Annotated in this window: 13 protein-coding genes; 6 read left to right on the top strand and 7 right to left on the bottom strand. The window is 62.5% G+C overall.

The genetic code is table 11. The features are described from left to right. Positions 1-3,180: an efflux RND transporter permease subunit gene (locus FPT15_RS22795; protein WP_145164861.1), complete on the bottom strand. Its 3,180-nt coding sequence runs from the start codon at positions 3,178-3,180 to the stop codon at positions 1-3. A gap of 327 nt (positions 3,181-3,507) precedes the next feature. Between FPT15_RS22795 and FPT15_RS22790 the strand changes: the two genes are divergently transcribed. From FPT15_RS22790 to FPT15_RS22780, 3 genes are read left to right on the top strand one after another with little or no spacing between them, the layout of a single operon-like run. Then, positions 3,508-3,924, top strand: coding sequence for a MarR family winged helix-turn-helix transcriptional regulator (locus FPT15_RS22790; RefSeq protein WP_145164859.1), 417 nt, complete (start codon positions 3,508-3,510; stop codon positions 3,922-3,924). A 3-nt stretch (positions 3,925-3,927) separates the two neighbouring features. After that, the gene (gene mug / locus FPT15_RS22785) at positions 3,928-4,455 is read left to right on the top strand and encodes a G/U mismatch-specific DNA glycosylase (protein ID WP_145164857.1); all 528 of its coding nucleotides are present in this window, start codon (positions 3,928-3,930) and stop codon (positions 4,453-4,455) included. A 30-nt stretch (positions 4,456-4,485) separates the two neighbouring features. Beyond that, a complete protein-coding gene (locus tag FPT15_RS22780; RefSeq protein ID WP_145164855.1) occupies positions 4,486-5,088 on the top strand; it encodes a glutathione S-transferase family protein in 603 nt (200 codons plus the stop codon). 5 nt (positions 5,089-5,093) lie between these two features. On the opposite strand, the gene FPT15_RS22775 is transcribed toward FPT15_RS22780, so the two are convergent. Next, entirely contained in the window at positions 5,094-5,861 is a 768-nt protein-coding gene (locus FPT15_RS22775) for an SDR family NAD(P)-dependent oxidoreductase (protein ID WP_145164852.1), read from the bottom strand. Positions 5,862-5,999: 138 nt separating this feature from the next. On the opposite strand from FPT15_RS22775, the gene FPT15_RS22770 reads away from it, so the two are divergent. Then, positions 6,000-7,148 carry an aldose epimerase family protein gene (locus FPT15_RS22770; RefSeq protein ID WP_145164850.1) on the top strand — a complete coding sequence of 383 codons (1,149 nt, stop codon included), beginning with the start codon at positions 6,000-6,002 and terminating at the stop codon, positions 7,146-7,148. Between the two features lie 143 nt (positions 7,149-7,291). Here the strand turns inward: FPT15_RS22770 and FPT15_RS22765 are convergent, their stop codons facing one another. The 5 genes from FPT15_RS22765 to FPT15_RS22745 are packed head-to-tail and all read right to left on the bottom strand — an operon-like array spanning position 7,292 to position 13,135. After that, positions 7,292-8,296, bottom strand: coding sequence for a substrate-binding domain-containing protein (locus FPT15_RS22765; protein WP_145164848.1), 1,005 nt, complete (start codon positions 8,294-8,296; stop codon positions 7,292-7,294). A 38-nt stretch (positions 8,297-8,334) separates the two neighbouring features. After that, positions 8,335-9,198: an SMP-30/gluconolactonase/LRE family protein gene (locus tag FPT15_RS22760; RefSeq protein WP_145164846.1), complete on the bottom strand. Its 864-nt coding sequence runs from the start codon at positions 9,196-9,198 to the stop codon at positions 8,335-8,337. A gap of 15 nt (positions 9,199-9,213) precedes the next feature. Then, entirely contained in the window at positions 9,214-10,794 is a 1,581-nt protein-coding gene (locus FPT15_RS22755) for an aldehyde dehydrogenase (NADP(+)) (protein WP_145164844.1), read from the bottom strand. A gap of 10 nt (positions 10,795-10,804) precedes the next feature. After that, complete coding sequence (gene araD1, locus FPT15_RS22750; protein WP_145164842.1) at positions 10,805-11,797, bottom strand: AraD1 family protein; 993 nt, start codon at positions 11,795-11,797, stop codon at positions 10,805-10,807. Between the two features lie 15 nt (positions 11,798-11,812). Beyond that, the gene (locus FPT15_RS22745; protein ID WP_145164840.1) at positions 11,813-13,135 is read right to left on the bottom strand and encodes an MFS transporter; all 1,323 of its coding nucleotides are present in this window, start codon (positions 13,133-13,135) and stop codon (positions 11,813-11,815) included. A 191-nt stretch (positions 13,136-13,326) separates the two neighbouring features. Here FPT15_RS22745 and FPT15_RS22740 point away from each other — a divergent pair, with 191 nt between their 5' ends. Continuing rightward, complete coding sequence (locus FPT15_RS22740) at positions 13,327-15,063, top strand: IlvD/Edd family dehydratase (protein WP_145164838.1); 1,737 nt, start codon at positions 13,327-13,329, stop codon at positions 15,061-15,063. Positions 15,064-15,110: 47 nt separating this feature from the next. Then, positions 15,111-15,833, top strand: coding sequence for a FadR/GntR family transcriptional regulator (locus tag FPT15_RS22735; protein WP_145164836.1), 723 nt, complete (start codon positions 15,111-15,113; stop codon positions 15,831-15,833). Positions 15,834-15,853: the final 20 nt, after the last annotated feature.

Here is a 15,853-nt window from a genome sequence, read left to right as displayed (position 1 = left end):
TCAAACCCCTTGGGTAACGGTGGTCGCACGCGTGGCGTGCTGGCGACGCCCGTGGACAAGACTGAAAATCAACGGAACCAGAATCAACGTGGCGACGGTGGCAAACGCCAGGCCGCCGATCACCGCGCGGCCCAGTGGCGCGTTCTGCTCGCCGCCCTCGCCCAGGCCCAAGGCCATGGGCGCCATGCCGATGATCATCGAAATGGCCGTCATCAACACCGGCCGCAGCCGCGTGAAGCCGGCTTCGAGCGCGGCCTGCACCGCATCGCCGTGCACCGCCAGGCGTTCGCGACAGAAGCTCACCACCAAAATGGCGTTGGCAGTGGCCACGCCCATGCACATGATCGCCCCGGTCAGCGCCGGCACCGACAGCGGCGTGTGCGTGACAAACAGCATCCACACGATGCCCGCCAATGCCGCCGGCAACGCGGTGATGATCACAAACGGGTCGGCCCAGGACTGGAAGTTGACCACGATCAGCAAGTAGATCAGCACCACCGCGCCGAGCAGGCCGAACAGCAAGCCACTGAACGCCGCGTTCATGGTCTGTACCTGGCCTTGCAGGATGACCTTGGAGCCGGTCGGTACTTCACCGGCGTGGGCGGCGATGATTTTTTGGATATCGGCGGCAACGCCACCGAGGTCGCGGTCCTGAATCGCGGTCAGCACTTCGACCACCGGCTGGATATCCGATTGGGTGAACACCGAATTACTGTGGCTGCGCTGGATATTCGCCAGGCCGCCCAACGTCTGGTCGGTGGCCGCCCCGCTGCCGCCACTCAACGGCAGGTTGTGCAACGCCGCCAGGCTTTCAAGGCTGTACTGCGGGGTTTGCATCACGATCGGGTAGGAAATGCCGTTGGCCGGGTTCAACCAAAAGGTCGGCGCCACTTGGCTGGAACCGGCGAGGTTGACCACCAGGCTGTTGGTCACGTCACGCTCGGTCAAGCCGACCAATTGCGCGCGGGTGCGGTCCACGTCGATATTGAACGTCGGCAATTGCCGCGACTGCTGGATGCGCGCATCGACCACGCCCGGCACCCGGCGAATATCCCGCAGCAACGCGCTGGCGTACGTGAAGTTGCCCGCCAGGTTATTGCCGGTGATTTGCAGGTCAATCGGCGCCGAGGAGCCGAAGTTGAGGATCTGCCCGACGATGTCTGACGCCGGGAACGAGAACACCGCACTGGGGAACTCGCGTGGCAGGGTTTCGCGCAATATGCGCATGTATTCTGCGGTCGGGCGGTGGCCTTCATTGAGGCTGATCTGAATGTCGCTGTCCTGGGAGCCCACGGTGCCGGTGTTGTTGTACACCACGTTGATGCCACTGATCGACAGGCCGATGTTGTCGACCAACGCCTTGAGCTCATTGGCCGGGACCTTGCGCCGGATCGCGTTCTCGATGTCGGCGATCAAGTGCGCGTTGCTTTCCACCCGCGTGCCCACCGGGGCACGCACGTGCAGCAGGATCAGCCCGGAATCGACCTCGGGGAAGAAGTTGCGGCCCAGGAACGGCACCAGTGCAAACGACACCGCAACAAACGCCAGCAAGCCGATCACCACCGTGCGGCGATGGTGCAAGGCACTGTCCAACACGCTGTGGTAGCGCTCGCGAAAGCCTTCAAAACGCCGCTCGAAACCACGTTGGAAATTCACCAGCGGGTTGCGCGACGGCGTGTGCCCGTCCTCACCGTGCACATGCGGCTTGAGCAGGTAGTTGGCGAGTGTCGGTACCAGCGTACGTGACAGGATGAACGAGGCGATCATGGCGAAAATCACCGCCTCAGCCATCGGTACAAACAGGAAGCGCGCCACGCCGTCGAGGAAGAACATCGGCACAAACACGATGCAAATACACAGCAGCGAAACGAACGCCGGCGTGACGATCTGCGCCGCGCCGTCGAGGATCGCGGTCTCCACCGGCTTGCCCTGCTCCAGGTGCCAGTTGATGTTCTCGATGGTCACCGTGGCGTCGTCCACCAGGATGCCGACTGCCAGCGCCAGGCCGCCGAGGGTCATGATATTGAGGGTTTCGCCCAGAGCCGAAAGCGTGGCAATCGAGGCCAGGATCGCCAACGGAATCGACGTGGCAATGATCACCGTCGAACGCCAGCTGCCAAGGAACAGCAGGATCATCAGGCTGGTCAGCGCCGCCGCGATCACGCCTTCACGGGCCACGCCGCTGATGGCCGAGCGCACGAACAGTGACTGGTCGCCGATCAGGTCGATGTTCAGGTCAGGCGGCAAGGCGGCCTTGTTGTCCGCGAGCTTTTCCTTGATCCCGGCGATCACGCCCAAGGTCGATGCCGAGCCGGTCTTGAGCACCGGCAGCAGCACCGAGCGGTTGCCGTTCACGTGCACGATGTTGGTTTGCGGCGGGTTGCCGTCGCGCACGGTGGCCACATCGCGGATCAGCACGGTGGTGCCGTCGGCGGTCTTGATCGGCAGGTTTTCCAGGTCATGGAAATCCGACGGCGCGTTGTTCAGTTGCAGGTTGAATTCGTAGCTGCCGATCTTCTGCGTGCCCACCGGCGTGATCAGGTTCTGCGTGGCCAGGGCGGTGGCGACGTCTTGCGCCGACAGGCCGCGCGCCTGCATGCGCGCCGAATCAAGGTCGATCTGCACCTGGCGGCTCTTGCCGCCAAATGGGTATGGCAGCGCCGCACCGGGCACGGTGGTGAGCATCAGGCGCACCTGGTTAAGGCCAATATCGCCCAGGCGCTGCTCGCTCAAACCCGCGCCCGACAGGGCCAACTGCACGATGGGCACGGTGGAGGCGCTGTAGTTGAGCACCAGCGGCGGCACGGTGCTGGGCGGCAGTTGCCGCAGGATCGCCTGGGACACCGACGTGACCTGGGCGTTGGCCGTGCTGATGTTGACGCCGGGCTGGAAGAAGATCTTCACGATGCCGTAGCCATTCATCGACTGCGCTTCGATATGGCGAATGTCGTTGACCGTGGTGGTCAGCACGCGCTCGAACGGCGACGTGATGCGCCCCGCCATCTGGTCGGGCGGCAGGCCGGTGTACTGCCAGATCACCGCGATGACCGGAATGCGGATTTCGGGAAAGATGTCGGTCGGCGTTCGCCAGGCCGCCAGCGGGCCGATGATCAGGATGAAAATAGCCAATACCAGAAAGGTATAGGGGCGCCGCAACGCGATGCGCACGAGGCTCAGCATAGGAGGTGATCCAGACAGGGGTTGGATGATCAAGCAGGCAGAGCCGTGCCGTTTTCCCGCCTCGCCCCACGCGTTTCCTGGGGAGCTTGTAACGACATCCGGTCACAAAGAGGCATATGCCACGATATCTAATTTAGTGGCGTACGCAACTAATTTGTTTCAAGCTGTCTCAGTCTTCATCTGCAAGCCATCTTCGGTCTGAAAGGCCTTGTCCTGACAGGTCGCGCAGGCATAATCACCCGCGTCGTGTTTTGTATCAGAGAGTATCTGCCCTTGAAATCTGCCCCGCCTTGTTCCGAGAGTCCCAGCGCCTGCGTGAACGGTGCCGTGCGTCGCACGTCCCGTCGCCTGGGCCAGATCTATGACGAGGCGTATGCGCCCTGCGGGTTGAAAGCCACTCAATACGCGGTGCTCAACCGCATCGCCAAGGCCGGCACGCCGAAGATGGGCGAACTGGCGCAAGCCCTGGTGATGGATTTGTCCGCCCTGGGCCACACACTCAAGCCATTGGTGCGCGATGGCCTGGTAGAGCTGCGCGTGGACGAATTCGACCGCCGCACCCGCCGCGTGCTGCTGACCGAGCAAGGCCAGCGCACGCACGCGGCCGCCAAGCGCATCTCGACGCAAATGGCCGAGCGCTTTGATCAGGCGTTCGGCCGTGAAGCGGCGGCGCAGCTGCGCCAGACCCTGGATTTTATCGCCTCCGACCAGTTTGCCCGCACGCTCCTGGCCAAGGACGATTAAGCCATCCGCCTCGAAGACATCCTCGCCGACCACCTGCACGTGGTGTTCTGCGGCATCAACCCGGGCAAGGGCTCTGCCGCCCTCGGCCTGCACTTCGCCAATCGCAGCAACCGCTTCTGGCGCACGTTGCACCTGGCGGGTTTTACCCCGCATGAAATCCGCCCGGAGGATGCACGCAGCCTGCTCGACTATCACTGCGGCTTGACCACCTTGGTCGAGCGCCCGACGGCGAGCGCGGGGGAATTGGCGCGACATGAATTCACCGAAGCGGCGACGGCGTTTGAACACAAGATCCGTCGTTGCCAGCCGCGGTGTGTGGCGTTCCTGGGCAAGGTCGGTTACAGCGCGTTGTCCGGCCAGCGCGAGATCGCCTGGGGGCTGCAGCCACAGTTATTGGGCGGCGCCTCGGTGTGGGTGTTGCCCAACCCGAGCGGGCGCAACCTGGCGTTCAGCCTGGAGCAACTGGTGCACGCCTATCAGCCGCTGCGCGCCGCCATTGCGCAGGCCGGCCCGGTGCCTTTAATCTCTTGAGCCAAACACCCTGAGAGCCTTGGAGGCTTCATGAAACTGGTCGGCATGCTGGACTCGCCTTACGTTCGTCGCGTCGCAATCTCCCTTGAACTGTACGGCGTGGATTTCGTACACGAGTCGCTCTCGGTGTTCAGCACCTACGCTGAATTTTCTGCAATCAACCCGGTGGTCAAGGCGCCCACGCTGGTGCTCGATGATGGAACGGTGCTGATGGATTCCAGCCTGATCCTGGACTACTTCGAAACCCTGGCGCCGACCGACAAAAAACTTCTGCCACACAACGCCGGCGCACGCGCCAAAGAGCTGCAAGTGCTCGGCCTGGCCCTGGCGGCGTGTGAGAAAACCGTGCAGATCGTCTACGAGCACCACTTGCGCCCAGCTGAGAAACTGCATGAACCGTGGCTCGATCGCGTGACCGGGCAGTTGCTGGCGGCTTATTCGCTGCTGGAAACACACCTGGCCCAGGCGAGCGGTGAACGCCTGAACCAGGCCGCGCTGACGGCGGCCGTGGCCTGGTCGTTCACGCAGTTAAAACTGCCGACGCTGCTCAAGGCCCAGGCGTATCCCAACCTGCAACACCACGCCAATCAGCTGGAACAGCATCCGGCGTTCAGGAAATACCCCATCGAATAACTGGCCTAGACCCAGCCCCCATCCACAATGAAGTTTTGTGCCGAACACATCGCCGACGCATCGGAGGCAAGAAACAGCGCCATGTTGGCGATGTGTTCCGGCAGCACACTGCCTGGCAAGCACTGGCTGCGGCTGATCAGCTCCCTGGCCGCATCGTCCACCCACATCGCCAGCTGTTTTTCGGTCATGACCCAGCCGGGCACCAGGGTGTTGACGCGGATACGGCTGGGGCCCAGTTCCCGCGCCAGCGCTCGGGTCATGCCATGGGCCGCCGCCTTGCTGGCCGCATACACCGGGTAGCCCGCCGACGCCATCATCCAGCCGACCGAGCCCAGGTTGATAATCGCCCCGCCGCCCGCACTTTTCATCATCGGCACCACGGCCTTGGCGGCAAAAAAGGCGTGTTTGAGGTTGACGGCGATCAGCCTGTCGAACGTGTCCGAATCGACTTCTTGCAGCGTATGACGCACGTCGTTGGCCGCGTTGTTCACCAGCACGGTGATCGGCCCCAGCGTTTGCTCAAAACGGGCGATCGCCGCTTTGTAGGCGATTTCATCAGTGATGTCGCAGCACACGAACTCAACGCTATGCCCTTGGGCACTCAACACCGCCGCGAGCCGCTCGCCCTGGCTTTGCGCGCGGTCCACAAAGGCCACGTTGGCGCCCTGCGCGGCGAAGGCGCGCACCATGAATTCGCCGATGCCCGAGGCACCTCCGGAAATCAGTACGGTCTTACCCTTCAGGTCGGGATAAACGGCGTGTGCAGTACTCATATAACGCTTGCCTCGATCAATTAGTCTTATTTTATTTGGCGTATCTGGGGTTTAAGGCTATAAATTCGCTGTCAACTCGACGAAATATCGCACATTAGTAGAACTATTCCACTGAAAACAACAAAAGGAAGTTCGACCATGAAGCACCCTCGACACCTGCTTTCAAGCCTTGCCTTGTCCATGCTGGTTGCCAGCGGTGGCGCCCAGGCCGCCGGGCTTAGCAGTGAACACAAGCCTTTCGGCAAAACCAACGACGGCACCGCCGTCGAGCAATACATCTTGCGCAACAGCCATGGCATGCAAGCCACGGTGATCACTTACGGCGGCGTATTGCAGTCGCTGAAAGTGCCGGATAAAAACGGCAAGGTCGATGACGTGGTACTCGGTTTCGACGACGTGCAGGGCTATCAGAGCGGTACGGCCTTTTTCGGCGCGAGCATCGGCCGCTTCGGCAACCGTCTGGCCGCCGGGGCGTTCGAACTCGATGGCAAGCGTTACCAGGTACCGCTCAACGATGGCCCCAACTCGCTGCACGGCGGTGCTCAGGGTTTCGACAAGCACGTGTGGCAAGCCGAACCGGTCAAGGGCAAGGATTCGGTCGGCGTGAAGCTGAGCTACCTGTCCAAGGACGGTGAAATGGGCTTCCCCGGCAACCTGAAGACCGAGGTCACCTACAGCCTCAACGATAAAAACGAACTGCACATCGACTACAAGGCCACCACCGACAAACCGACGGTGCTGAACCTCACCAACCACAGCTACTTCAACCTCGCCGGCGCAGGCAATGGCGACATCCTCAAGCAAGTGGCGACCTTGCATGCCAGCCACTACACACCGGTAAATGCCACGTTGATTCCGACCGGCGAACTGGCTCCGGTCAAAGGCACGCCGATGGATTTCCTCAAACCCACGCCGATCGGCCAGCACATCAAGGACGACCATCCGCAGCTCAAGTTCGCCGAGCCCAAACAGGGTGGGTTTGACTTCAACTGGGCGCTGGATACCAAAGGCGATATCAAGCAACTCGCCGCCGACGTACACGACCCCGCCTCCGGCCGACGTTTGCAGCTCTACACCACCGAGCCGGGCGTGCAGTTCTATACCAGCAACTTCCTGGATGGCACGGTGAAGGGCAAGGCCGGCAAGGCGTATGCGCATTGGAGCGCGTTTACCCTGGAAACCCAGCACTTTCCGGACGCACCCAACCAGCCGGCATTTGCATCGACCCGGTTGAACCCTGGGCAGACCTACACCCAGAACACCGTGTTCAAGTTCTCCGCCGATTGAACTGAGGGAGCGGGCTTGCTCGCGAAAGCGGTGGTTCAGTGACAGACGCAGTGACTGACACTCTACTTTCGCGAGCAAGCCCGCTCCCACATTCAGTGCTCACTGAGCATGGCTCAGCAATGGTTCATCGGTTTGGCCACTGCTCAGTTCCAGAGGCCGATTTTTTCCAGTTCCTGCTTGAAGTTCTCGCGGGTGATCAGCGTCACTTCATCCATGGCGGTGTACTTCGGTGGTTCCTTGCCGGTGGTGACCCAGTCGAACATCATCTTCGCGGTGTTGTAGCCTTCGATGTGCGGGCTGGGCAGCATTGAGCCGAAGAAGCCGCTGTTGGCTTTCTTCAGTTCGCCGATGGCGTCGGTGCCATTGATGCCGATGCCGATCACATTGGCTGCGGCAAAGCCTGCGGTTTCGGTAGCGCGTACGCCGCCGAGCACCGTGTTGTCGTTCATGCCGCCGATGATCAGGTTTTTCGCACCGCTGGGCAGCTTGACCAGAGCCGAGTTGGTGGCGTCCATGCTGCCCGGGACGTCGAGGGTCTTGGCGGCCGTGAACAGGATGTGATCCTTGGGAAAGCCTGCATCTTCCAGGGATTTGACCGAGCCGTCGGTACGCTTTTTACCGGTGTCGAGTTCGTTGAAGGTGTTGATCACCGCATAAGTGTCCTTCCAGTCCCAACCGCGTTTTTTCGCTTCAGCCGCCATCGCCGCGCCCTGCTTCTGGCCGACTTCAAAAGCGGCCATGCCCAGGTACGGCACGTCCTCCATGAAGTTGCCCTTGGCATCGACAAAGCGATCGTCCACGGCAATCACTCTCAGGCCGTTGACGCGGGCCTTGGCGACGATGGCCGGGCCGAGGGACACGTCCGGCGGGCAGATCACAAAGCCCTTGGCGCCGTTGGCCGCCAGGCTGTCGATGGCCGCCAGGGTTTTCTCGCCATCGGGCACGGCGATCTTGATCACGGTAAAACCATGTTCCTTGCCGGCCTTTTCGGCAAACGCCCATTCGGTCTGGAACCACGGCTCTTCAGCCTGCTTGACCAGAAAACCGATCTTCACTTCTTCAGCAGCCAGCAACAGGCCGCTCAGGCTCAGGGCTGACACCGCCACAGCGGCGCAGCACAGGGAACGCAAACCACGACGACGATTCATACGGGTGACTCCTTGGCGTTGTTTTTGAATGTCAGGATTTAACCGGCAAAGCGGTGACAGGGTGTGCCGGGCACATCGACCTCGATGGCCAATACCGCGCCATCCAGGGGGTGATCCAACGGGCTGGCGGCGCTTGTGATATAGAGCGTGGTGAGAGTCGGCCCACCAAAAACACAACTGGTGGGGCGGCTGACGGGCAGTTCGATGACGCGGTCCACTGCGCCGTCAGGCGTCAGGCGCAGCAGGCAACTGCCGTCCCAGCGTGCATTCCAGACATAACCCTGACTGTCCATCGCCGAGCCGTCCGGCCCTCCGCGTGGATGCGGGCCAAACCAGACGTGCGCCGGGTCGAGTTGGCCGCCCTCCTGGATCACGTGTCGGTAGAGCGTGCCGTCCAGACTGTCGCCGAAATGCACCTGGCTGCCGTCCTCGCTCCACAGCAAGGTGTTGGGAATGCCCAGGCCGTGCAGCAGCGGCGTGACCTGCGCATCGGCGTCGATGCGAAACAGCCCACCGGAACGTCGCGTGATCGGCAGGTCTTCGCCCCGCTCGCCAATGTTGTTCTGCATGGTGCCCAGCCACAGGCGGCCCTGGGCATCGCAGCGTGCTTCATTGCCACGGTTGCCGGGTTGCGGGTCGGCCACACACAGCAGCGTCAGCGCTTCGGTCGCCAGGTCGAGCCGGTAGACGCCGCTGCTCAAGGTCACAAGCGCATCGCCGCTTTCACAGGGGATAAACGCCGAGACGTGCTCGGGCAGCTGCCAGATCTGCAACTGCCCGTCCATCAGGCGCAACGCCTGTTTGCCGATGATATTGACCCAATACAGCGCCTGGGTCGGCGCATCCCAAAACGGGCCTTCGCCCAACTGTGCACGGTGTGCGGTAACGGCATTAAACGGCATGTGACCTCCTGTTTTTTACAGCGGCTCGCGCGATGGCGTGCCATCGACCAGCCGCTGGATGCGCAACGGGTTGGCGTTTTTCAACGCGTCGGGCAGCAGGCTATCAGGGTAATTCTGGAAGCACACGGGACGCAGGAAGCGGTCGATGGCCAAGGTACCGACCGAGGTGCCGCGCGGGTCCGAGGTGGCCGGATAGGGCCCGCCGTGGACCATCGCGTCGCAGACTTCAACGCCGGTAGGGTAGCCATTGAGCAGGATGCGGCCGACTTTTTGTTCCAGCAGCGGGGTCAGTTCGGTGAACTGCTCAAAGTCGGCCGGCTCGCCGATAATCGTCGCCGTCAGTTGGCCATGCAGCCCCTGCAAGGCGGCGCTGAGTTGGGCTTGATCAGTCACTTCAACCACCACCGTGGTCGGGCCGAACACCTCTTCCTGCAGCACTTCATCGCCGTCGATCAGCAGGCGGGCGTCGGCCTTGAACAGCTGCGGCTGCGCCTGGTTGCCTGCTTGAGCGCTGCCCGCCAGATGCTGGATGCCCGGGTGCGCGAGCAGCTTTTCCAGGCCTTTGCCATAGCTGCTCAAGGTGCCGGCGTTGAGCATGGTTTGCGCCGGCTGATCATTGATCAGGCTGGCCACCTGCTGGGTGAATGCGCTGAACTGCGGCGATGCAATGCCGATCACCAGGCCTGGGTTAGTGCAGAACTGACCACAGCCTTGCACCACCGAGGCCGTCAGGTCGCGGGCGATGGTGTGCGCCCGCGCCTGCAATGCCTGGGGCAATACGATCACCGGGTTGATGCTCGACATCTCGGCAAACACCGGGATCGGCTGCGGCCGGGCTGCGGCCATGTCGCACAAGGCGCGACCGCCCTTGAGCGAGCCGGTAAAACCCACCGCCTGGATCGCCGGGTGCTTGACCAGCGCCTCACCGACGCCGCCGCCGAAGATCATATTGAACACGCCCGCCGGCATTTCGGTGGCGTGGGCCGCGCGCAGGATTGCATCGGCGACCTGCTCAGCCGTAGCCATGTGCCCACTGTGGGCCTTGAACACCACCGGGCAACCCGCCGCCAGCGCCGCTGCGGTGTCGCCACCGGCGGTGGAAAATGCCAGCGGAAAGTTGCTCGCGCCAAACACTGCAACCGGGCCCAGGCCAATGCGGTATTGGCGCAGGTCCGGACGCGGCAACGGCTGACGCTCGGGCAAGGCTTTGTCGATGCGTGCGCCGTAGAAATCGCCACGCCGCAGCACGGTGGCAAACAGACGCATCTGGCCGCTGGTGCGCCCGCGTTCGCCTTTGATACGCGCGGCGGGCAGTGCCGTTTCGCGGCACACCAGCGCGATGAAGTTATCGCTCAAGGCATCCAGCTCGTCGGCTATTGCGTCGAGAAACTGCGCGCGCCGCGAGGCACTCAACGCGCGGTATGCCGGGTAAGCCGCGGCGGCCGCTGAGGCGGCGGCGTCGACTTCTTCGGGGGTCGCCTGGAAAAAATCCTGCGGCAAGGCTTCGCCGGTGCTGGCATCGACACTGTGCAGGGTCACGCTGCCGAGGGCGCTGCGCTGGCCGCCGATGTAGTTGTGGCCGAGGAATTGGGTCATGTTGATCTCCTTAAAGGGTGATGACATTGCCGGGCTCGAACACCGCGTCGGCCTTGCCGACCGTGTTGACCAGCGGCGCGCCGAACTCGGCCTGGCTGATCTCGAACACATCGCCCGGCTGCGTACGTATACCGTCGGCAAATGACAAGGTGGCAGTGCCGAAGAAATGAATGTGCACGTCACCCGGCTTGAGGAATTGACTGTATTTGAAGTGGTGATACTCAAGGTTTTCGAGGCTGTGGCACATGTTGGCCTCGCCACTGAGGAATTCGTTTTGCCAGATCACTTTGCCGTCACGCAGGATACGGCTGGTGCCCGCCAGGTGCTGCGGCAACTCGCCTACGCGTAACTCCGGACCATAGCTGCAACTGCGCAACTTGGAGTGGGCCAGGTACAGGTAATTTTTGCGCTCCATCACGTGATCAGAGAACTCGTTGCCCATGGCGAAGCCCAGTCGATAGGGTTTGCCGTCGTGGCCAATCACGTAGAGGCCGCCGATTTCCGGCTCTTCACCGGCGTCTTCGGCAAACGGCGGCACCGGGAAAGCCTGGCCCGGGCGTACCACGATGCTGCCGTCGCCTTTGTAGAACCACTCCGGTTGCACACCCGCTTGGCCAGACGCGGGCTTGCCGCCCTCCACGCCCCATTTGAAGATGCGCAGGGTGTCGGTCATCGCACTGTCGTCACCGGCCTGCTGGTGCATCTTGTCCCGCGCCGAGGCGCTGCCCAGGTGGGTCAGGCCGGTGCCGCTGACCAACATGTGGGCCGGGTCCGGGTGATCGAGCGGCGGCAGGATTTTCAGGTCAGCCAGCAATGCGCGGTAATCGTAGCTGTCGCCCAGGCCCAGCTTGTCGACCTGTTGCGCCAATTTGACGCCCGCCTCGATGGCCGCCAACGCCAGCTCACGCACGCTGCGGGCCGTCTGCACTTCGCGCAGCTTGGTGCCTTCTACTACGCCGACGCGGCGCTCACCGTTGCGTAACTCAAACTGAACTAAACGCATGAAATGTCTCCTTGATTAAGTCCGCGTGGCACCCCGGGCGCTGGCGGCAAATTGCTCGGCGGGCAGCACGTGCTTGCGTTCCAGCACGCGGTACACCACGCCGGTCAGCAGTAACCCGAACACCATCACACCCGACAGGAAGTACAAGCCCGAGGCCAGGTTGCCGGTGTACTCCTTGAGCGCGCCGATCACGAACGGGCCGATATAGCCGCCGAGGTTGCCCACCGAGTTGATCAGCGCAATGCCCGCCGCCGCACTGGCGCCGGCGAAAAAGCGCCCCGGCAGGGTCCAGAACACCGCAGTGCAGGAGAACAGCGCGAACGCCGCCAGGCACAACGCGGCCATTTGCAGCACCGGCAAGCTCAGCCAGGCACTCAAGAACAGCCCGATGGCGCCCAGCACATACAGCACCGCGAGATGGCCGTAGCGATCATTCAAACGGTCGGAGCTGCGCGGAATGATCAGCAGGCCGAGAATGCCGAAGATATACGGCACCGCCGAGACGAAACCGGTGACCAGGTCACTGCCGCCGAACTGCTTGATCAGCGTCGGCAGCCACAGGCCGAGCCCATAAATGCTCAAGGTCACGGGCAGGTAGAACAGCGCCAGCAGCAGTACTCGTTTGTCTTTCAGTGCATGCAACGGGTTGCCGTGGCGGGTCTGGCCGTAGGCTTGCAGGTCTTTATTAAGCTCGCCGGTGAGCCAGGATTTCTCGTCCTCGCTCATCCACTTGACCTGCTGGGGGCCGTCCGGCAGCCAGCGCAGCACCGGCCAGGTCAGCAACAGCGCCGGCGTGCCGATGACGATGAACAACCACTGCCAGCCATGCAGGCCGAGGATGCCGTCCATGCCCAGCAAGCCGCCGGACACGGGGCCAGTGATCATCATCGCAATGGGTTGGGAAAGGATGAACAGCCCGAGGATCTTGCCGCGATGGCGCACCGGGAACCACTGGGTGATGTAGTACAGCACGCCCGGAAAGAACCCCGCCTCCGCCGCGCCGAGCAGAAAGCGCATCACGTAAAAACTGTGCGGCCCCTGCACGAAGGCCATGCCGATGGTGATCGCGCCCCAGGTCAGCATGATGCGCGCAAACCAGCGCCGGGCGCCGAAGCGGTCGAGCATCAGGTTGCTGGGAATCTCGAACAGGAAGTAGCCAATGAAGAACAGCCCCGCGCCCAAACCATAGGCGGCGTCGCCAATGCCGACGTCGGCGCCCATGTGCAGCTTGGCGAAACCCACCGCCGAGCGGTCCACGTAGGCGATCAGGTAGAGCAGGATCAGGAAGGGAATCAGTTTCAGCGTGATGCGCCGAATAAGCCGCAGTTCCTGGCTCATGGGTCGATCTCCGATTGTTGTTTTTATAGAAGCTCGGGGGTTGCCGCCGGCCAAATTCAGGCAGGGCGATACCTCATTTGAAGCCGACTATATAGTATGACTATTTACAAAACAACTCTTCCAAAGCCTCGATTTTGCGCTTATGTTTAGCCGTATATAGAACATATAGTCATACAATAAGAGAGACCACCATGCCTGATAAAAAGCCCACCCTCCGCTCCGCCCAGTGGTTTGGCACCGCCGACAAGAACGGCTTCATGTACCGCAGCTGGATGAAGAACCAGGGCATCGCCGACCATCAGTTCCATGGCAAACCGATCATCGGTATCTGCAACACCTGGTCGGAGCTGACGCCGTGCAACGCGCACTTCCGCCAGATCGCCGAGCATGTCAAACGTGGTGTGATCGAAGCCGGTGGCTTCCCGGTGGAATTCCCGGTGTTCTCCAATGGCGAATCCAACCTGCGCCCCACCGCCATGCTCACGCGCAACCTGGCGAGCATGGACGTGGAAGAAGCGATTCGCGGCAACCCCATCGACGGCGTGGTGCTGCTCACCGGCTGCGACAAAACCACCCCTGCGCTGCTGATGGGCGCGGCCAGTTGCGACGTGCCGGCCATCGTCGTCACCGGCGGGCCGATGCTCAATGGCAAACACAAAGGCCAGGACATCGGCTCGGGCACGGTGGTGTGGCAGCTCAGCGAACAGGTCAAGGCCGGCACCATCACCCTGGACGATTTCCTCGCGGCCGAAGGCGGCATGTCGCGCTCGGCCGGCACCTGCAACACCATGGGCACGGCCTCCACCATGGCCTGCATGGCCGAGGCACTGGGCACTTCCCTGCCCCACAACGCGGCGATCCCGGCGGTGGATGCGCGCCGGTATGTGCTGGCGCATATGTCCGGCATGCGTGCGGTAGAGATGGTGCGCGAAGACTTGAAGCTGTCGAAGATCCTCACCAAGGAAGCGTTTGAAAACGCGATCCGCGTGAACGCGGCCATCGGCGGTTCGACCAACGCGGTGATCCACCTGAAGGCCATCGCGGGGCGCATCGGCGTCGAACTCGACCTGGATGACTGGACGCGCATGGGCCGCGGCGTGCCGACCATTGTCGACCTGCAGCCGTCGGGGCGTTTCCTGATGGAGGAGTTTTACTATGCCGGTGGCCTGCCCGCCGTGTTGCGCCGATTGGGCGAAGCCAACCTGATCCCGCATCCGCATGCGCTGACCGTCAACGGCAAGTCCCTGGGCGAGAACACCAAGGACTCGCCGATCTACGGCCAGGACGAAGTGATCCGGACCCTCGACAACCCGATCCGCGCCGACGGCGGCATTTGCGTGCTGCGCGGCAACCTCGCGCCGTTGGGCGCCGTGCTCAAACCATCGGCCGCCAGCCCCGAGTTGATGCGGCATCGCGGCCGCGCGGTGGTGTTCGAGAACTTCGACATGTACAAGGCGCGCATCAATGACCCGGAATTGGACGTGGACGCCAATTCGATCCTGGTCATGAAAAACTGCGGCCCCAAGGGTTACCCAGGCATGGCCGAAGTCGGCAACATGGGCTTGCCGGCCAAGCTGCTGGCCCAGGGCGTGACCGACATGGTGCGTATTTCCGATGCGCGCATGAGCGGCACCGCTTACGGCACGGTAGTGTTGCACGTGGCGCCCGAAGCCGCCGCCGGCGGGCCGCTGGCCACGGTGCAGGAAGGCGACTGGATCGAACTGGACTGCGCCAATGGCCGCCTGCACCTGGACATCCCCGACGCAGAGCTGGCGGCACGCATGGCCGAGCTGCCGCCGCCGGAGAAGCTGATCGTCGGCGGCTACCGTCAGCTGTACATCGACCATGTGCTGCAGGCCGACCAAGGCTGCGACTTCGACTTTCTGGTGGGTTGCCGCGGGGCTGAAGTCCCCCGTCATTCCCACTAATTGGGATGCTATGATGCCGCCTATTTAGCCAGGGCCTCCCGTTCGTTATGGATCACCAGCCGTCCAAGCCGCGCAAGAGCATGCATGCCCAGATCGTTCAGGACTTGGGCATGCACATCGTTTCCGGTCGCTTCAAACCCGAAGAACGCCTGCCCATGGAGGCCACGCTGTGCGAGGAGTACAAGGTCAGCCGGTCGGTGTTACGCGAGGCGACGCGCGTGCTCAGCGCCAAGGGCCTGGTGTATTCCAAACCCCGGGTGGGCGCGGTGGTGCGGCCACGCCTGAAATGGCATTTGCTCGACCCTGACGTGTTGTCCTGGCTGATGCAGACCACGCCTCACAGTGAGTTTTTCAACACCCTGGCCGGCGTGCGGCGCATCCTCGAACCGGAAATCGCCGCCATGGCCGCGACCACCGCCACCGATGAAGACATTGCCACCATCGAACAAGCCTACCTGGGCATGGAAACCGCCAAGACCCATGACGACCTGCTGCAGGCCGACCTGGACTTTCACCGCGCGATTGCCGACGCCACCCGCAATGACCTGCTTGCCTATATGTGCAACATGCTCTCGCTGCCGCTGCGCGAGTCGATCAACATCACCAACCGCCGCCCGGACATCCAGGGCCTGAGCCTGCCGCGTCACAAGGCGATCCTCACGGCGATCCAGAACCGCGACGCCCTCGGCGCCCGCCACGCTTCGCTGGTGCAACTGGACGACACGCGCGTGGCGCTGGACACGGTGATGAACGTACTGACCCCGTTGTAAATGCACGACGGGCGTCACCT

Source organism: Pseudomonas sp. RGB (genome assembly GCF_007713445.1).
Taxonomy (GTDB): domain Bacteria; phylum Pseudomonadota; class Gammaproteobacteria; order Pseudomonadales; family Pseudomonadaceae; genus Aquipseudomonas.
Note: the sequence above shows the minus strand (reverse complement) of the source record. Positions and strands in the feature narration are given on the sequence as shown.